We start from the raw sequence: 17,529 nt of genomic DNA on the forward strand, positions 1-17,529 counted from the left end.
ATCCGCCGAAGAGGCCGGCCCCGTTCCCCGGGGCCGGCCTCTTCGTGTCGTGTCCGTGGCCGGGCGCGCCCGGCGTCGCTCAGCCGAGGTAGGGCTCGAAGTCCCAGTAGGGCCGGGTGCGCTGCCGGGCGGAGAGCGTGTGCGGATGCTGGGCGCCCAGGGTCCGGGTCAGGGCCAGCAGCCCGTCCTCCTCCAGCTTCCCGGCCTCCTCGTGCTCCCGGGCGGCCCGCAGATCGGCGGCCAGGGCCACCTGGCAGGACAGGGTCAGCGGGTGTTCGCCGCCCAGTGTGCGATGGGCCCGGCGCACCGTGTCCCGGCCGAGTTCCACCGCGTCGGCGATCCGCCCGTTGAAGTTGCGCGCGCCGGTGGCGCACAGGGCACAGCCGAGCACCCAGGGGTGGTCGGGGCCCAGGATCGCGGTGAGCCCGGCCAGGGCCGCCTCGAACATCGACATGGCCTCGGCCCGCTCGCCGGCCGCCTGCATGACCAGACCGGTGTTGGCGAGCATGCCGGTGGCGACGGGGTGGGCGGGTCCGAGCAGCGCCCGGTACCCGGCCTCGGCCTCCTCGATGAGCTCGCGGGCGTGACTGAGGTCGCCGTGTTCGCGGAGGTAGTTGCCGTAGTTGGTGAGGAAGGCGAGGGTGCGGTAGTGCTCACGGCCGTGGACCTGCGCCAGCTCCTCCAGCAGGCTCGCCATCTCGGGCCCGATGTCCTGCGTGGGCCCGCCCCCTCGGCGGCGGCTCATCACCAGCTGGGTGCGTGCTCCCAGGGTCTGCGGATGCTGCGGGCCCAGCACTTGCAGGTGGAGCCGGACCGTCGGTTCCTGGCGGGCGAGCGCGTCCCGGTAGCGGCCGAGCAGCCGCAGGTCGTGCGTGACGGCGCTCGAGGAGTTGAGCGTGCTGATGTGCCGGGCCCGTAGGACGCTCTCGCGGACGCCGTAGTTCTCCAGGTCGAGTTCGTACGCCTCGGCGAACCGGCCGAGCAGGCGCAGGCTGACACCGAGGTTGTGCCGGGCCACCATGGTGGCGGACTCGTTCGGGCCGAGCAGGCGGTCGGTGCCTTCCAGGACCTCGTGCTGCAAGGCGTACGCCTCGTCGTAGCGCCCCAGGTGGCGCAGGGAGCTGGCCATCGCGCCCTGGGTGGTCAGCTCGGCCAGCGGGTTGGTGCCGGGCGCCGCCCGCAGCCGCTCCAGGACGTCGCGGTCGAGGTCGTAGGCCTCCCGGAACCGGCCGCTGACCCGCACCATGGTGCTCTCCTCCCGCGTCAGGTCCAGCATCTGCGGGGACAGCGGGGGCAGGAACCCGGCCCAGCGCTTACGGGTGCGCCGGGCCAGGTTCAGACCGGTGGTGTACTCCCCGCTGCGGGAGCAGTAGCGCAGGCAGTTCAGCACGGTCTCCTGGACCCGGGGCCGGGTGCTGTCGAGCGCGCCCGAGGGCTCCAGGTGCGGCAGCAGCTCGGCGTACCGGGGCCAGTTCCGGCTGTCGAGGGGGTTGCCGGGGTCCGCCTCGGCCAGCAGGGTGCGCACCGCCCTGCGGTGGCTGTCGCGCTGTTCGTCGCCGGTCAGCTTGGAGACGATGTCGTGGACGAGGCGGTGCATGTGCACCGACTCCTGGTGCGGGCCCATCTCCAGGCCGGCCGGGCCCCGGGTCTCGCGGGTGAGGACCGAGTACTTCACCAGGGTGTCCAGGGCCCGGGACCAGGCGGGCAGGTCCGCCGTCATCCAGCGCAGGTTCTCGGGGAGGTCGGCGTGCGGGTAGGCGCGGATCAGTCCGAGCGGGATCCGCCCCGGGGCGAAGGAGGTGCACAGTCCCAGCACGTCGATGGCCTGCGGCTGGGCCCGGCGGAACCGGTTGAGCAGTATCGACCAGGAGGTCATGGAGGACTGGGGGAAGCCGTCACCGGTGACGGGTTCGTCGACGGTGGAGAGCCGGCGCTCGCGCATCATCCGCAGGTACTCGGACACCTCCATGCCGGACTCGCCGAGCCAGGAGGCCGCCTGGACCAGCGGCAGCGGTACGTCACCGAACTCGGCGGCGACCTCCTCCGCCTCGGCGGCGCTGATGTGGCCGGCCCTGCGCATCAGGTAGGCGACGGACTCGGCGCGCACGAAGCCGGGGACCTCCACCGCGTCCGTCCGCTCGCTCCACGCCCGGTTGCGGGACGTGATCAGGACGTGGCCGGACCCCTGCGGGAGCAGGGCGTCGGCCCCTTCGGTGTCGTCCCAGCCGTCGAAGATCACCAACCACTTCTCGTGCGGGTCGCCGCGGCGCAGGGCGTTGCGGACCGCGCGGATGCGTTCGCCGGGTTCGCTGCCGCTGCGCAGACCGAGTCCGACCGCGAGCTCGCCGAGCCGGTCGCGCTGGATGTTGCGGTCGTCGGAGTTGACCCACCAGACCACGTCGTAATCGGTGCTGAAGCGGTGCGCGTACTCGGCGGCGAGCTGGGTCTTGCCGATGCCCGACATGCCCAGCAGCGTGCAGGCCGCCGCGCCGCGCTCGGCGTCGGCGAGGCGCTGGTGGATGGTGGTGAGCAGGTCGTCGCGGCCGGTGAAGCGCGGGTTGCGGCGCGGCACCTCTCCCCAGACGTCGCATCGCGTGTCGGGGAAGCGCACCCGGCTGACCGGGGTCCGCGGCGTGGCCAGCGGCGCCAGCCCCAGCCGGGCGAGCAGCCGCTCCTCGACGGCTTCCTCGCTCAGTCCCCACAGGCTGGCCGGCTCCAGCACGGCCGTGGCGGGCAGCAGCGGGCGGTTGGTGAGGTTGACGGCGGCGAAGCGGTCGGCGTGCGCGGCGACGAAGCCGCGCAGCGCGTCGTTCCACTCCCCCGCCGGGCGCGGCCCGAGCTCGAAGAACCAGTCGTTGAGGACGAGGAGCACGCGCCCGCTGGACAGCAGCAGGTCACCGAGGGAGTCCTCCAGCGGGATCTCCCGCGGCGGATCCCAGCGGTGCAGGGTGGCCCGGTGGCCGTGGCGTTCCAGACACTGCTCGATCCACGCCGCCCATGAGCGGTGATAGCCGGGGAAGACCACAAGAATGTGCTCGGAGGCCGTCGCACCGCCCCCGCCGGACCGCCGCTGTTCCGCCATCACCGCTCCCTGTCCCGCCGCGTCCGCCGCGCTCGCGCACACGCTAACGCAACGCGGTCACACTCGTGCGCTCCGTCATGTCGAGTTTCGGGCGGCCACGCCGAGACTCTCGTGGTGCCCGTGCATCTCCCGCACGAAACTCCGTCCCACGCAGGTCAGTTCATCGGATTCGCCCAGTACGGCAAGGGCCGCTCCGACCTGTTCCCGGTAGCGTGCGAAGCGCTCGGCGGCCCGCCGTCGCCACTCCTCGGGCACGGCGGCCGCGCGCTCCGCCCGCGCCCACAGATCGAGCAGCGCGAGATGGGCGTAGGCGCCCTGGAGCACCGACGGGACGGGGCGGGGATCCGGCCGCCACGCCACCCGGTGCAGGGCGCCGCCGCCGGGACGGCACAGGGCGACGGCCTCGCCAAGGGCCGCCAGCTTGCTGTGGTGGGTCTCGTGCACCAGCGTCTCCGCCAGGTCCGGCGCGTCGGCCGGCATCCGGGTCAGCACGGCACCCGGGGCGGCACGGAGTGTCGCGCCACTCGGGATTCCCGCGCCGCGCCCGGTGGCGAGCGGCACGACGGAGCGCACCAGCGCGTCCGTCTCGCCGACCCGGCCCGGGTCGGTCGCCGCCAGCAGCGCGCGGGCCTGGCGCCACCGCGCCGCCCACGTGCGGTACTCGGTGCGGGCGCTGTCGGCCGCGGGCGCGGCCGCGCCGCCGATGCCCCGGGACGGCACGCGGTAGGGGTCGAGGTCGTCGAGGACCGTGTCACCGCCGGGCAGCTTCCGCAGCGCCGACCAACCGGCTGCGTCCTCCTCCGGTCCCGGTGCTCCGGCCTCCGGGCGCGTCCGGCGGGAGCGCGGGTCCACCGCGCCGGGGCCGGCCGCCGCGGTGAGCCGCGGCGGCCCCGCACCGCCGCTCGCCCGGGCCCACCCCGAAGGGCTGCGCAGTACGCCCAGGCCGGGCAGCGCCAGCCGGCCCGAAGGGGCCGCGAACCTGCCGGACGGTGCCCGGCCGGACCGGACGGCGGCGGCGACGGCGACGCCCCGCAGGTGGGGCAGATGGGCCTCGAAGGCGGTTCCCGGCCGGGCGGCGAGGGCCTCGGTGAGCCAGGCGCCGACCGTGGGGTAGTCGAGGACGTCGCGCACCGCCGCGCCGTCGGCCCGCTCGGCACGCTCCAGCAGCGCCCAGTCGTCCTCGAAGTCCCGGTGCGCGGCGGCGGACAGCGCGGAACCCTGCCGTTCGACCCGGACCAGCAGGGCCTTGAGGAGCAGCATGCGACGCGCGTGGATCGCGGCACGCAGTGCCGCGGTCGCGGCGGGCAGGGGGCGGGTCCGGGCGAGGGCGACGAAGACGTCGGTCGGTACGGAGGCCGGAATCATCCCCCGGACACCCGAGTCGGCGGGGACTCGGCGAGTGGGGCCGAAAACGTGCACTCCCCCGAGCCTTCCGGCATCAGAGGCTCACTCTCCCCGGAGTGCCAGACCTGCTGGGACTCGTCGGTACCGGCCAGCACCCGGTCGACGGCCGCGATGAGTTCCGGATCGTCCATGGCACGCAATGTCCGCAGGTCGGCATCGGTGAGCCCGGGCAGTAGCACGGTCGGTCCGGCACCCCCGCCACGACCGGGCGTTCCCATCCCCTGCTCCGCCACCCTCGGCTCCTCCCTGCCCACGTCCCGCCCCGTCCCCTCGCGATGGTTGCCCAGTTCTTCCCGACCGGCCGGAGACGGAAACCCTTCACGGATCAACTGCGCGCAAACTCGGCCTCGTTGGACCGCTCCTCCCAAGGGTGCCAAGGCGGCGAAAGCCGCCTCCACTCCTCCTCGGGCATGGCCCGGGACGGGGCCGCGGGTGTCCGTCCCGCCGCGAGGTCGTCCGCCGCGCGGCGGGTCAGCTCCACGTCGTCCCAGTCGACCTCCCGCAGCGACCCCGTGAGCCGCTGCCACTGCTCCCGCGCCGCCCGGTAGGCCGCACCGGCCGCGCTGGGCCGGCCCAGCAGCACCAGCACCGCTCCGCGCCCGTGCCGGGCCCGTGCCACCGTCGCCGGCCCCGGCCCGACCGGGTGCGCCTCCCAGGCCTCGCGCTCGGCGTTCTCGTACGCGTGCAGCGCCTCGAAGAGCACGGGTGCGCCGGCCCGGTACCACCCCTCGAGCCGCACCCTGCCGAGCTGGAGCCAGGCCTCGGCCCGTACGCCCACGTCGGCCGCCGCCCGTACGGCCTGCCCCAGCAGGTGCCGGCTCTCGAACAGGTCCGGCAGGAACCCCAGGTGCCGGAAACGCTGGGCGAGGGCGCTGCCCACGAGCGCCTGTAGCCTGCCGCGTTGCGCGGAGCGGGCCGGCAGCTCCTTGAGCGCCTCCCTCAGTACGGACTCCGCCCGGTCCACGAGTCCCGCGCCGTCCCCCCGGGACGCCCTGCGCAGCAGCGACTCGCCCCAGGTGGTGAGGAGTCCGCAGCGTACGACGCTCTCCGGCGGTGCGAGCAGTACGGCCGACTCGTACGCCTCGTCGGCCTCCCGGGCCTCGCCCACGGTGTCGTGGAAGGCGGCGCGGGCGGCGAGGCAGGGCAGCCGCAGGGCGGGGTCGTCACCGGCGGCCCGCTCCGCCCGCAGCAGCACTTCCCGGGTCGCCTCCTCGTCCGCCGGGGCGCCGCGCAGCGCCCGTGCCAGGTCGAGCAGGGCCCGGCTGCGTACCGGGCCGGGGGCGTCGGACTCGTCGAGCAGGGCGCAGGCCGGGCGCAGCTCGGCGGCGGCCTCGCCGTGGTGCCCCAGGTCGAGCAGGAGCCGGCCGCGGCGCAGCAGCCGGGCCCGGTGGACGGCGCGCCAGGTCTCGGTGCGGTGGCCCTCCGCGGCGGACCCGTCCTCCGTGGGCTCGAAGACGCGGCGGACGGCCGCGGGCCAGGGGGCGATGTCGGGGGCCAGGACGTCGAGCGCGGCCATGAGGCGGTCCGGGTCGCCGGTGACGCGCCACAGCGCGTGCAGCCCGGCGGCGAGTTCGAGCGCGGACTCCGCCTGCGCGAGGCTGTGGTCCGGCGCCGCGCGGTGCGCCGCCGCCAGTTCCCCGGTGGCGGCGGTGAGGAGGTCCGCCCGGCGCTCCGGCGCGCGGCCCGCCACCGTGTCGGCCTCGGCGCGCAGCACGCGGCCGAGGACCAGCCGGGCCCGTACGCCGTCGGCCTCTTCGTGGGCCTCGGCGGCGTCGGCGGCGTCGACGGTGGCTCTGGTGGCGGCCCGGACCGCGGCCTCGGCGTGCTCGCGCGCCCGGTGCAGCACGTCCGGGTCGGCCAGCGTCCGCCACTGGCCGAGCAGCCGCTCCGCCTCCGTCAGGGGCTCGGGCGTGACCAGCTCGGGCAGGTAGAAGCGCAGCACCCGGGCGGGGACGCGGGCGAACAGCTCGGCCTCCGCGCTGTCCCCGGCGTTCGGTCCGAAGTCGTCGTCCGTGCGCGCCCCGGTGTCGACGGGCCCGGCGTCCCGCCCGGCGAGACGGACGGCGGCCAGCGCGGCGAAGTTGCGGGTGCCCTTGCCGAAACGCCGCTCCACGTAGTCCGAGCAGTGCTTGAGGACGAGCCCGGCGGTGTCCTGGTCCAGGGTGGAGAGCAGCAGGTCCTGCACCCGGCCCGGGTAGGTGAAGCACGGCTGGTCCCCGGTGCCGGGCAGCCGCCGCAGCAGCCCGCCCAGCAGGACCTCCGCCAGTTCCATGGGACCGGTGTCGGGCAGCATGGCGCGTTGCACCAGTTGCATCACGGGCAGGGTGAGCGGGGCGGCGGCCAGGTACACGGCGAGGCGCAGTGCCCCCGGCGAGGCGGTCGCCCGGAACGCGCGGACGAGTTCTTCGTCGCCGCGCACGCCCGTGCCGGGCGGGGCCGCGGGCGCGGGGCGGTACGTCGTCCGGGCGGCCCAGGCCCGCTCGCTGGTGGGACCGGTGCCGGCCAGCAGACGCGCCCAGGTCTCGAACGCCTCGGGTGTCGGCTGGAGCACCGGTACCGCGATGGCGGGCGCGGCGGTGGCGGGCTCGTCCCACGGCTCGTCGTCCGGGTGGAAGGCGAGCCGCCCGCCGAACTCGGCCGGCCGGACCAGCAGTCCGGGCTCCGCGGGCAGGGCCGTACGGCCCCACAGCCGCGGCGGCAGCGGCTGGACGATGGCCAGCGGCGAGGAGCGCGGCCACTGCCGCAGCAGCCGTTGCGCACCGCCGCTCTGCCACAGGGTGCCCACGCAGTCGCTGACGAGCAGGGTGACGGAGCGGCCGGAGGGGTCGTGGAGCTCGTCCGGCGAGCGCAGCCGCAGCGGGCGGCCGGGCTCCGCGGCGGGACCGATCGCCGGGCTCCCGGTGGCGTCGGCGTGCAGGTGGTGGACCCGGACGGCGGCGAACGCTCCCGACTGCTGACAGGCCTGGCGCAGCTCCTCGACCAGCTGTCCCCACACGGCCATCGCGGGTCCGGTGTCGACCAGGAGCCGCATGTCGGACCGCCTGCTGCGGCCCGGCCGCGTCACGGGCAGGACGAAGCCGGTCACGGCGGCGCGCTCGGCGGTCGCCTCCTCGTCGATGCCGCCGTCGGTGTACTCGCTGCTCGCGACCCGGTAACGGCCCAGGGTGCGCAGGGCCTTCTCCAGGCCGAGGAGACCGGGCAGCGCGGACGCGGCGGGGGCGCGCACCGGGACGGTGACGCGGGAGCCTCCGTCGTCGCTGCGGCCGGTGGCGGCGCCCGCGGTACGCAGCGGTACCGGGGTGGACGCCCTTGTTCCGGGGCCGGTGTCGTCCGGGTCGTGCCGTGCCGCGCCGTCCGCTGCGGCGGCGGGGTCGGGCGACGCGGTGTCGGGCGAGGCGGGCGTGCTCCTGGATCCGTCCTCCGACGTACCGGCCGACTCGGACTCGTACTCGGCCCCGGAGCCGGTGTCGGAGCCGGGACCGGTGCCGGCGTCCGGGTCCGTGGCGGGGCCGGGGCGGCCGGCGGCGCCGGGAGGTGCGGCGCCGAGCCGTCGGGCGAGCCAGACGGCGTCCGCGACGTCCTCGGCGGTGACGTCGAGGCCGGCGCGGCGCAGCCGGCCGATCAGCTCCTCCAGCGGCGCCCCCTGCATCGGGCCCTCACCTCGACCGGTCGAGCCGCTGCATGAGCAGGTCCGCGATGCGCTCGCGGGTGAGCCGTTCCGCGTGGGGCGTGTGCTGGGTGAGGAAAAGGGCGTTGAGGAGCTGGTCGGCGGCCATCACCTCGCCCGGTTCCCGGTCGAGGAACCTGCCGATCAGGTCCTGTCCCGCGGCGACCCCCTCCTCGCCGAGGTGCGCCTCGACCATGGCGGTGAGCTGCTCCTCCCCCGGTGGCTCCAACTCGAGCTGGACGCAGCGCCTGAGCAGGGGCGCCGGGAAGTCCCGCTCGCCGTTGGAGGTCAGGACGATCAGCGGGAAGTTGGTGCAGGCGATCCGCCCGCCGTGCACCGCGACCCGGCCGCTGTCGTGCGACAGCACCTCGACCACGGGCTGCCGGTCGGCGACGCGTTCCAGCTCCGGGATGGCGAACTCGCCCTCCTCCAGCGTGTTCAGGAGGTCGTTGGGCAGGTCGAGGTCGCTCTTGTCGAGTTCGTCGATGAGCAGGACCCTGGGCAGTTCGGAGGGCAGCAGCGCGGTGCCGAGCGGTCCCAGCCGGATGTACGCCCCGATGCCCGGGTCCCGGTCCACTGCGTCGGGCCCGTCCCCGTCGGCCCGGCCGTCCGCGTCGCTCCCGTTGCCGTCGCCCGCGTCGATCCTGGTCCCGTCACCCGCGCCGCTCCCGTTGCCGCCGGTGTCGCGGACGCCGCGGGCGCGCTCCAGCTGGACGTCCTGGAGCCGTCCGATCGCGTCGTAGCGGTACAGACCGTCCTGGAGGGTGGTCCGGCTGACGATCGGCCAGCGCAGCACCCGGCCCAGTCGCAGCTCGTGGGCGACGGCGTAGGCGAGGGTGGACTTCCCGGTGCCGGGGTTGCCGGTGACGAGGAGCGGGCGGCGCAGGTACAGGGCCGCGTTGACGGCGTCGACCTCGGCGGGGCGGGGCGCGTAGTTCTCCGCACGGCGGCGGCGGACGCCGAGCCGGCGGGCGCCGCTGGGGTCCTGGGATCCGGTCGGCGCGTCGTCCTGCGCGCGCGTGAAGTCGCGCCAGGGAGGCGGTTCCGGTAACCGCCGTACGCCGTCGTGCGGCTGACCCACTCCGCGGTAGATCCGCCAGTCGTTCACCATGGGCTCCTTCCGGCTCTGGTGATCTTGCAGCGGTTCGGGCCGTTCGAGTACGACGTTACCGTCCGGCCGCCGGGCCTGCCGAGACTCCCGGACGCTCCCGCTCGCCCGACGTTCGAAGACCGGCGGGTCGACGGCTTCTGACGCGGCATCAGAGGGCCTGGGGTCCGGCGAGCGGCGGCGGCCGCATCGTTTCCGTGCCGTACGGCGGGCGGTCCGGCGGGTCGTAGAGGACGGCGATCCGGCCCGTGAGTCCCTCGCTCAGGGCGATGTCGGGGTCCGAGGCGCCGATGCGCAGGTCGCGCACGTGCGCGTGCAGGCCCTCGGCCCGGCCGGCGAGGGACAGCAGGCGGGCGGCGCTGCGGTGGAACGTCCGGCACTCGTCGTGGTCGTGGCCGTCCCGGCGCCACAGCACCAGAGGGTGTCCGGCGGCGAGGGCGACGTCCATGGCCTGGCGCCCGGCGCCGCTTCCGACGGGCCCGCAGAAGACCGGCACGCAGCCGTCGCCGCTGCCCGACAGCCGGCGGAGGGTGCCGTACCTGCTCTCCCGGCGCGCGCCGGACGCGTGGCCGGTGTCCGTCGACTCGCCGCGCAGCGGGATGCCGGACAGCGGCCCGCGCGCGGAGGCCGTCCAGCGCCGACGCCATTCGGGAATGGGCGGCTTGGCGTTGCGGCGGCGGTCTCGGAGCAGAACGGTACGACGCAGTCCGAGCGGCATGGACTGCTCGTCGAAGAAGTCGGTCTCCTCGTAGTCGTCCCCCTCGCCGGCCGCGCCGTCGCCGTCCCCCTCGGGGACGAGCCGCCACTCGTCGATCGGCTCGTCGAGCAGGGCGCGGGGCAGGAACGCCTCGACGACCGCCAGGTGTTCACCGCGGTCGCCCAGCCGCAGCGCCTCGGCCAGCGGCTCCCTCAGGTGCTCCTGGAGTTCGTGGCGCCGTACGCCGAGGTCGTTGCTGTAGAGGGGGGTGACGTCCCGGCCGTCGTACAGGAGGCGCACGCTCAGCGGGTACCGCTCCCCGTAGACCGGCTCCCCGATGTCGACGAGGACGTCGGCTCCGGTGCGGGACGGGGGCTCGGACGCGAGGACGGCACCGGGGAACCGGGCGGCTTCCGGCTCGCGCACCTCGTCGAGGAGCCGGTCGATGTCCTCGCGGATCACCGGCTGGGCGTACAGGACCGCCTGCTCCCCGATCCAGCGGGTGAAGTCCCGCAGCCGCTCCGGGTCGGTGTCCCCCGGGCGCGTCAGCACGGTGTGCCGGGCCACCTTGGCGGCGTACAGCAGGACGGCGTCCAGGTCCAGTTCGGGCCTGCCTCCCTTGTCACCGAGGTCGCGCAGCCCGTGCAGCAGGGCCGCGCCCTCCCGCCAGGTGCGCAGGTCCTCGGGGAACGGGGAGCGGAAGTCCGACTGCACCACGCGGGACTTGGCCTCCTGCACGAGGTCCGCGATCTCGCCCGGACCGCTGGGCGGCGGCAACTGGGCGAGGTGGCCGTAGAGGTGGAGACGCTGGGCGGGGGTGAGACCCGGGGCGCCGGGATCGCGCAGCTCGGTCTGGACACGCGTCCAGTCGGTGTCCGCGCCGGGCCGGTTGAAGCGGGCGAGGTGGTGCAGGTCGTGCTCGCGCATGACGCTGTGCAGGATGTCGCCCCCGCGCACGTCGTGCAGCTCGCGCAGCGCGGTGACGGGGACGGCGGCCCCCTCGGTCTGCCGGACGCCCTTGTTCATGGCGATGACGGAGCCGTGGCGCAGGTCGACCACGGGTCCGCCGGACAGGCCCTCGACCGGCAGGGCGCCGGTGAGCAGCAGGGCCTTGCCGTCCCGGCCACTCGCCTCGCCGACACCGTGCCGCAGGCCGAGGGCGCCGGTCTGCCGCGACCAGCCGTGCAGCGAGACCGGGGCGGGGATGGTCGGGGCGCGATCGCTCAGCCAGACGCAACGGGCGTCGTCCGCGCCGTGCACCCGCACGAGCGCGATGTCGGGGAACTCCCAGCGCCCGCGGCCCGCGTGCGCGGGCTCGGGCCGCGGTTTGGCGAGCACCACCTCGCCCGTGGTGGTGCCGCCCTGCCAGGTGACCCCCACGGGGCTCCGACTCCGCCACACCTCCGCTCCCCCCTTCCCCACGACGTGGGCACAGGTCAACAGCCAGCCCGGCGCTATGAAGAATCCCGATCCCCAGTATTCGCCACGCTCCGGTGCATACCCGTCACCCGGTGCGACGATGCGTGCCAGCGAGGGGCGCACCAGATCTTCGAGGGCGCTCATACGGCTCCGGTCGCCGGAGGTCCGGGCGGAGGAACGGCACCGCCGTCCGGTCCGGGCCGCGGCGCGCCGTCCCGGCGGGCGGGTTCGGTCCAGGTCAACGACACCGTCAGCGAGGCGTGGCCGCCGCCCCCCGCGATGGCGCCCACGATGGTGCCCGCCTGCGCCGACAGTTCGATGCCGAAGCCGACGGAGACCTCGACGGATTCCTGGGTGTCCAGTCCGGCGCGCAGGGAGCGCACGACACCACCGACCGTGTCGGCGAGGCCCCCCGCCATGTCGATGACGCGGTCCCGTACGCCGGTGTCCTCGAATCCGTCCCCGGTCGCCGCGTCGTCGGACGCGTTCACTCTGGCCCAGACGACGGTCCCGTCGTCGAGCCGTATCCGTTCGATCCCACCGGCCACGGCGCCCCCGTCCGTTCGCTTCCGGCTCCCCCGCTGCTGTGGAGGTCTCTTACCCCACCGGGGGGAGCAGGCTAAACCCCTGGCCGTGCCGCGCGGGTCCACTCATCGTCGCGGCATGGTTCCGCTCGTCGTCGCCGAGTGGTTCCGCTCCACGTCGCCGAGTGGTCCTACTCCTCGTCCTCGTCCTCGTCGTCCAGCCGGGCGAGCCAGGTGGCGAGGCGTTCGACGGGCACCTCGAAGTCCGGGTTGAGGTCGACGAACGTACGCAGCTGCTCGGCGAGCCACTCGAAGGTGACCTCTTCCTCGCCGCGCCGCTTCTCCAGTTCCTCGATGCCGCGGTCGGTGAAGTACATGTGGTGTTCTCCTGCGTGCGTCCGTGTTCCGAATCCGCCCCCAAGACTATGCAAAGGGCGCCGTGCGGGTGCCGGCGCGGACCAGGAGCGACGTGCCGTGCACGGCCAGCAGGGCGCCCGCCGCGGTCCAGCCGCCGCTGCGGTGCCGGGCGCCCCAGGCCAGGAGCGGGGCCCCGGCCACCACCTCGGCCACGGCGAGGGCCCGGCCGGCCGGGCCGTGCGCGCCGGGCGGCCGGACGGGCGGCGTCGCGTCCGCGCACCGTCCCGGCGGTGCGGCGGGCGCCGGGCAGGGCGCGGGCGCGCTCGCGCAGGCGGTCGGCGGGTTCGCCCGGGTCGAGTCCGGCCGGGAGGGAGACACCCGCGCGCGTGAGGACCGCGATCAGGCCGCGCATCCTCGCGCGGGCGCCGGTCTCGGGGTCGGGCCTCGTCAGCAGCTCCAGCGACTCGAGGTCCAGGACCGGGTCCAGGCCCAGCCGGGCGGCGAAGGTGCGCATCGCCTCGTCCTCGCCGGCCGGGGTGCCGTTCGCGAGCCACACGTAGCCCACCGGGCGGCAGAATCCGGACGCGAGGGTGTATCCGGCCCGGTCGGCGTCCCACCACAGGGCGAGGACGGGCCAGGGGGCCCCGACGGCGAGCGCGGCGGCCCAGCCGGTGGCGACGCGGTCGACCGGTTCGCCCCCGTCCCGCCAGGGCCGGCCCTCGGGCACCAGCGCGCTCCACCGCGCACCGGCCCGGACCAGCGGCATCGGTTCCCCCAGCAGACCGGCGACGAGGGCGACGTCGTCCGGCTCCGCGCGGCAGAGCAGCAGGGCGCCGGTGGCGTGAGCGGGTGCGGACTTTTCCGTCGGCATGATGACAAGTTAGGCCGGATCGCCCCACCCGGCCGATCGCTGATCACCAGAACGGGTGTCTTGACTTTCCCCCTCCGCGATATATCGTGAATTGAGAGTGACGCGATATGGCGCGTTCGGTCGAGGAGGTCTGCACGATGTCCGAGTGGTCCGTCGCGGAGCCCAGGAAGCTCACCTTCGACGAGTCCGTGAGCCGGCTCCACGTACGCATTGTCGGTGGCACGGTGAACGTGGTGGGCACCGACGAAGGTTCCGCCCGTCTGGAGGTCTCCGAGATCGAGGGACCACCTCTCGTCGTGACCCACCAGGACGGCGTGCTCACCGTGGCCTACGAGGACCTGCCCTGGAAGGGCTTCCTCAAGTGGCTGGACAGCAAGGGCTGGCGCCGCAGCGCGGTCGTCTCCCTCGCGGTGCCGACGGGCGCCCGGGTGGAGGTGGGCGCGGTCAGCGCCGCGGCCGTGGTCTCGGGCCTCGACGGACCGACCGAGGTCAAGGGCGTCTCCGGGGACACCACCCTGGTGAGCCTCGCGGGCCCGGTCCGCGCGGACACCGTCTCGGGGAACGTGGAGGCCCAGGCCCTCACCGGCGACCTGCTCTTCAACTCCGTCTCCGGCGACCTGACGGTGGTCGAGGCGGGTTCCTCCGTGCGGGCCGAATCGGTGAGCGGCTCGATGATCGTCGACCTGGATCCGGCCGGCGGACCGACCGACATCAGTATGAACAGCGTCTCGGGCGAGATCGCCATCCGACTGCCCCAGCCGGCCGACGCCCGGGTCGAGGCGAACACGGCCAGCGGCATGGTCAGCAGCGCCTTCGAGGACCTCCGGGTGGGTGGCCACTGGGGGGCCAAGCGCATCACCGGCCGGCTCGGCGCGGGCAACGGCCGGCTGAAGGCCACCACCGTCACCGGCTCGATCGCCCTGCTCCGCCGGCCGGCGGAGCAGGAAGAAGCGTGGGAGCGGGAGCCGGAGTACTCCGACCCGGCGGGCCGGGCGCAGGCCGACTCGGGGGACAATTCCGCTTCCGTCCGGGACGACGGCGCCACCGGCGCCCCTTCCGACGGCACGACCGACAAGAAGGTGCTCTGACATGCCCCCCGTCTTCGCCCACGGCCGCCTCCGCCTCTACCTCCTCAAGCTCCTGGACGAGGCTCCGCGCCACGGCTACGAGGTGATCCGGCTCCTCGAGGAACGCTTCCAGGGCCTGTACGCCCCCTCCGCGGGCACGGTGTATCCGCGCCTGGCCAAGCTGGAGGCGGAGGGCCTGGTCACCCACACCACGGAGGGCGGCCGCAAGGTGTACGCCATCACGGACGCCGGGCGGGCCGAGCTGGCCGACCGCAGCGGTGAGCTGGCCGATCTGGAGCTGGAGATCCGCGAGTCGGTCGCCGAGCTGGCCGCCGAGATCCGGGCCGACGTGCGGGGCGCGGCCGGCGATCTGCGACGCGAGATGCGGGCCGCGGCCACCGCTGCCCGCGGGGGCACCTCCGGGGCGTACGACGAGGAGAGCGGCTCGGCCGGCGGCGCCGGGGGCACCGACGAGAAGGAGGCGTGGCGGGCCGCCAAGGAGGAGATGCGGCGGATCAAGCAGGAGTGGAAGGAGCAGGCCCGCCGCGCCAAGGACGAGAGCCGCCGCGCCCGCGACGAGGCGCAGCGGGCCCGCCGCCAGGCCAAGGAGGCCCAGGAGCGGGCCCGGGCCCAGGCGCAGGAGGAGGTCCAGCGCATCGCCCAACGCGTGCAGGAACAGGTGCAGGGCCACTTCTCGCAGGGCGACTGGCCGACGGGACTGGTCGAGGGGCTGAGCGAGCTGGCCAAGGACGTCGGCGACTTCGGCAAGGACTTCGGCAAGGAGTTCGGCAAGGACTGGGGCTTCGGCCGCTCCGACACCGGGAGCACCGCCCACCAGACCCACCAGCCCGAGTACTCCGGCACACCCGAGGACTTCCCCGCCGGATACGTCCCGAGCTGGGCCCACGAGGACGCCGCGGAGTCGACCGGCGACCCGGCCCGCGACCTGGACCGGCTGCTCGACCGCTTCCGGGACGACATTCGTGACGCGGCCCGGGACCACGGCGTGACGGCGGACCAGTTGCGCGACTCCCGCCGGCGGCTGTCGGATGCGGCGGCGCACATCGGGGCCATCCTGCGCACACCGAAGGCCTGAGCACGGCGCGACGCGGTCCCCACTGCCTCCGGGGCGCCGCGCGCCGGTGAACTGCCGGTGCCGCCGGTCAGGCGCAGGCTTCCCCGGCCCCGTCGCCCAGCACCCTGGACAGCGACGCGTGGGTCACGCCGTGGTCGGCGAGCACCTCGGCGGGCACTCCGGGGCGCAGGACCAGGGCGAGGAGGAGGTGTTCGTCCCCGATGTGCCGGTCACGGCGGGCGACGGCGACCCGCAGCGCCTTCTCCAAGACGTCCTTGGCGCCCCGGCTGAAGCTCCGGTGTCCGGACCACCGGCGCCCGCGCTTGCGGTCGTCGGCAGACATCGCCCCCACACCGTGGGCCTCCTCCACCTTGGCGACGATCTCCGTGACGTCGATTCCCAGTCCGGCGAGGGCCTCCGTCTCGGACTGCGACAGACCCGCACGGCGCCGTGCGTCCCCCAGCGCCCGGCGCACCGCGTCCCGGTGCTCACCGAGGCCGAGGGAGGTCAGCGCGAAGGAGGCGCGGCTGCCCTCCCGGTCCAGCAGGGCGAGCAGCAGGTGCTCGGGCTCGACGGTCTCCGCCCGCGCCTGCTCCGCATGCCCGACGGCCCCTTGCACGACCGCGCGGGCGTCCTTCGTGAATCGCTCGAACATCAATGCCTCCCGTACTTCTTGTGCACGGCCTGCCTGCTGACCCCGAGTTCCGTGGCGATCTCCTGCCAGGACCATCCCTGCCCGCGGGCGCTGCGCACCTGTACGGCTTCCAGCTGCTCCACCAGCTTCCGCAGGGCGGTGACGGCGCGCAGCCCGATCCGGGGATCGCGGTCACCCGCACGCGTGGCGAGATCCGTTGCTTCGCTCATACAGTCAACCTAGGTTGACATGACCCGCATGTCAACCTAGGTTGACATGCGGTTGACATGCGGGCGGGAGCGGTCCGACGGCCCGGAGTCGCCCGACGGCCGGGACCGGCGCCCGGCAACGCGAACGGCGGGCCCGGAGAACCGGACCCGCCGCAGGTGGGGAAACGCGTCAGGAGTTGCTGAGCACGATCTTGCCGAACTGCCCCCCGGAGGCCATCCGCTCGAACCCCTCACGAGCCCGGTCCATCGGGAGCACCTCGTCGATGACGGGCCGTACACCGGTGGCGGCGCAGAAGGACAGCAGGTCCTCCAGCTCGTCCTTGGAGCCCATCGTGGAGCCGACGACCTTGAGCTCCAGGAAGAAGATCCGGGTCAGCTCGGCGTGGGAGGGCCGGTCGCCGCTGGTGGCACCGGAGATGACCAGCGTGCCGCCCGGCCTGAGCGACTTGATCGAGTGCGACCACGTGGCGGCGCCCACGGTCTCGATCACGGCGTCCACCCGCTGCGGCAGCCGCGCACCGGTCTCGACGGCCTCCACCGCCCCGAGCTCCAGGGCCCGCTTGCGCTTGGCCTCGTCCCGGCTGGTGGCGAAGACCCGCAGCCCGGCCGCCTTGCCGAGCACGATCGCGGCCGTGGCGACCCCGCCGCCGGCGCCCTGCACCAGCACCGAGTCACCGGGACGCACCCCGGCGTTGGTGAACAGCATCCGGTACGCCGTCAGCCATGCGGTCGGCAGACAGGCGGCCTCCTCGAAGGAGAGCTCCTTGGGCTTGGGCAGGATGTTCCAGGTCGGCACGGCGACCTGCTCGGCGAAGGTCCCCGGGTAGCGCTCGGTGAGGATGGAGCGGGGCTCCTTGGGGCCGACACCGTGGCCGGTCTGTCCGATCACGGAGTGCAGGACGACCTCGTTGCCGTCCGCGTCGATCCCGGCGGCGTCGCAGCCGAGGATCATCGGCAGCCGGTCCTCGGGGAGGCCGACGCCGCGCAGGGACCACAGGTCGTGGTGGTTGAGGGAGGCGGCCCTGACATCGACGACACTCCAGCCCGGCCGGGCCTCGGGAGCCGGAAGCTCTCCCAACTCCAGGCCGGCCAACGGCTGGTCGCGGTCGATTCGGGCGGCGTAGACAGCGAACATGACCTTGACGATAGGTTCCCCACCGCCCATCCGAAACCACAAGCCCGTGTGACACACCCCCTCTTGCCAGCCCCCCTCAGCTGCGGGCAGTCGTGCCGCTGGGGCGGCACGGGTGGGCGCAGCGGCACCCGCCCAGCACCGGTCAGCGCCCCCACCCCCCACCCCGCGCCCAGCGCACCCGCACCCGCGTCGGCACACGCACCGGCAAAGACAAGCGGCCCCGCCCACCGAGGGACGGGACCGCTCACCACACCGCAGG

At 74.7% G+C, this 17,529-nt stretch carries 13 protein-coding genes and 1 pseudogene; 2 read left to right on the plus strand and 12 right to left on the minus strand.

Features of this window, described 5'->3' with window-relative positions:
* Positions 1-79: 79 nt before the first annotated feature.
* The 9 genes and pseudogenes from fxsT to B9W62_RS12640 form a co-directional block, all read right to left on the minus strand.
* A complete protein-coding gene (gene fxsT, locus B9W62_RS12600; protein ID WP_087807269.1) occupies positions 80-3,082 on the minus strand; it encodes an FxSxx-COOH system tetratricopeptide repeat protein in 3,003 nt (1,000 codons plus the stop codon).
* Positions 3,083-3,157: 75 nt separating this feature from the next.
* Positions 3,158-4,447: an aKG-HExxH-type peptide beta-hydroxylase gene (locus tag B9W62_RS12605; RefSeq protein WP_087807270.1), complete on the minus strand. Its 1,290-nt coding sequence runs from the start codon at positions 4,445-4,447 to the stop codon at positions 3,158-3,160.
* On the minus strand, positions 4,444-4,617 hold the full coding sequence (locus B9W62_RS40150; RefSeq protein ID WP_179235462.1) for a hypothetical protein: 174 nt from the start codon (positions 4,615-4,617) through the stop codon (positions 4,444-4,446). Before B9W62_RS40150 ends, B9W62_RS12605 begins: the two co-directional genes overlap by 4 nt.
* Before the next feature lie 194 nt (positions 4,618-4,811).
* Positions 4,812-8,135 carry an SAV_2336 N-terminal domain-related protein gene (locus B9W62_RS12615; RefSeq protein WP_087807272.1) on the minus strand — a complete coding sequence of 1,108 codons (3,324 nt, stop codon included), beginning with the start codon at positions 8,133-8,135 and terminating at the stop codon, positions 4,812-4,814.
* A 7-nt stretch (positions 8,136-8,142) separates the two neighbouring features.
* On the minus strand, positions 8,143-9,261 hold the full coding sequence (locus B9W62_RS12620) for an AAA family ATPase (protein WP_087811877.1): 1,119 nt from the start codon (positions 9,259-9,261) through the stop codon (positions 8,143-8,145).
* A 151-nt stretch (positions 9,262-9,412) separates the two neighbouring features.
* Positions 9,413-11,521, minus strand: a complete 2,109-nt coding sequence (locus B9W62_RS12625) for a VMAP-C domain-containing protein (protein WP_087807273.1) — start codon at positions 11,519-11,521, stop codon at positions 9,413-9,415.
* The gene (locus tag B9W62_RS12630) at positions 11,518-11,925 is read right to left on the minus strand and encodes a CU044_2847 family protein (protein WP_256976306.1); all 408 of its coding nucleotides are present in this window, start codon (positions 11,923-11,925) and stop codon (positions 11,518-11,520) included. The genes B9W62_RS12625 and B9W62_RS12630 overlap by 4 nt, the downstream gene beginning before the upstream one ends.
* A 167-nt stretch (positions 11,926-12,092) precedes the next feature.
* Positions 12,093-12,278: a DUF6104 family protein gene (locus tag B9W62_RS12635; protein ID WP_030190019.1), complete on the minus strand. Its 186-nt coding sequence runs from the start codon at positions 12,276-12,278 to the stop codon at positions 12,093-12,095.
* Between the two features lie 46 nt (positions 12,279-12,324).
* A pseudogene (locus tag B9W62_RS12640) lies at positions 12,325-13,129 on the minus strand (hypothetical protein).
* A 137-nt stretch (positions 13,130-13,266) separates the two neighbouring features.
* Between B9W62_RS12640 and B9W62_RS12645 the strand changes: the two are divergent.
* Together B9W62_RS12645 and B9W62_RS12650 are read left to right on the plus strand one after the other, a co-directional pair.
* A complete protein-coding gene (locus B9W62_RS12645) occupies positions 13,267-14,217 on the plus strand; it encodes a DUF4097 family beta strand repeat-containing protein (RefSeq protein ID WP_179235463.1) in 951 nt (316 codons plus the stop codon).
* Between the two features lies 1 nt (position 14,218).
* The gene (locus B9W62_RS12650; protein ID WP_087807275.1) at positions 14,219-15,292 is read left to right on the plus strand and encodes a PadR family transcriptional regulator; all 1,074 of its coding nucleotides are present in this window, start codon (positions 14,219-14,221) and stop codon (positions 15,290-15,292) included.
* A 67-nt stretch (positions 15,293-15,359) separates the two neighbouring features.
* On the opposite strand, the gene B9W62_RS12655 is transcribed toward B9W62_RS12650, so the two are convergent.
* The 3 genes from B9W62_RS12655 to B9W62_RS12665 all read right to left on the minus strand — a co-directional run bounded on the left by B9W62_RS12655 (position 15,360) and on the right by B9W62_RS12665 (position 17,270).
* The gene (locus tag B9W62_RS12655; protein ID WP_087807276.1) at positions 15,360-15,926 is read right to left on the minus strand and encodes a Clp protease N-terminal domain-containing protein; all 567 of its coding nucleotides are present in this window, start codon (positions 15,924-15,926) and stop codon (positions 15,360-15,362) included.
* Positions 15,926-16,135: an HTH domain-containing protein gene (locus B9W62_RS12660; RefSeq protein ID WP_087807277.1), complete on the minus strand. Its 210-nt coding sequence runs from the start codon at positions 16,133-16,135 to the stop codon at positions 15,926-15,928. The genes B9W62_RS12655 and B9W62_RS12660 overlap by 1 nt, the downstream gene beginning before the upstream one ends.
* Positions 16,136-16,304: 169 nt before the next feature.
* Positions 16,305-17,270, minus strand: a complete 966-nt coding sequence (locus B9W62_RS12665) for a zinc-binding dehydrogenase (RefSeq protein WP_087807278.1) — start codon at positions 17,268-17,270, stop codon at positions 16,305-16,307.
* Positions 17,271-17,529 lie beyond the last annotated feature (259 nt).

It is taken from the genome of Streptomyces sp. CS113, assembly GCF_002188365.1.
GTDB lineage: Bacteria > Actinomycetota > Actinomycetes > Streptomycetales > Streptomycetaceae > Streptomyces > Streptomyces tendae.

Coding starts and splice junctions, on each gene's coding strand:
- B9W62_RS12635 (WP_030190019.1), bottom strand. CDS start 12,278: ATGTACTTCACCGACCGCGGCATCGAGGAACTGGAGAAGCGGCGCGGC.
- B9W62_RS12625 (WP_087807273.1), bottom strand. CDS start 11,521: ATGAGCGCCCTCGAAGATCTGGTGCGCCCCTCGCTGGCACGCATCGTC.
- B9W62_RS12605 (WP_087807270.1), bottom strand. CDS start 4,447: ATGATTCCGGCCTCCGTACCGACCGACGTCTTCGTCGCCCTCGCCCGG.
- B9W62_RS12645 (WP_179235463.1), top strand. CDS start 13,267: ATGTCCGAGTGGTCCGTCGCGGAGCCCAGGAAGCTCACCTTCGACGAG.
- fxsT (WP_087807269.1), bottom strand. CDS start 3,082: ATGGCGGAACAGCGGCGGTCCGGCGGGGGCGGTGCGACGGCCTCCGAG.
- B9W62_RS12615 (WP_087807272.1), bottom strand. CDS start 8,135: ATGCAGGGGGCGCCGCTGGAGGAGCTGATCGGCCGGCTGCGCCGCGCC.
- B9W62_RS12655 (WP_087807276.1), bottom strand. CDS start 15,926: ATGTTCGAGCGATTCACGAAGGACGCCCGCGCGGTCGTGCAAGGGGCC.
- B9W62_RS12660 (WP_087807277.1), bottom strand. CDS start 16,135: ATGAGCGAAGCAACGGATCTCGCCACGCGTGCGGGTGACCGCGATCCC.
- B9W62_RS12665 (WP_087807278.1), bottom strand. CDS start 17,270: ATGTTCGCTGTCTACGCCGCCCGAATCGACCGCGACCAGCCGTTGGCC.
- B9W62_RS40150 (WP_179235462.1), bottom strand. CDS start 4,617: ATGGACGATCCGGAACTCATCGCGGCCGTCGACCGGGTGCTGGCCGGT.
- B9W62_RS12650 (WP_087807275.1), top strand. CDS start 14,219: ATGCCCCCCGTCTTCGCCCACGGCCGCCTCCGCCTCTACCTCCTCAAG.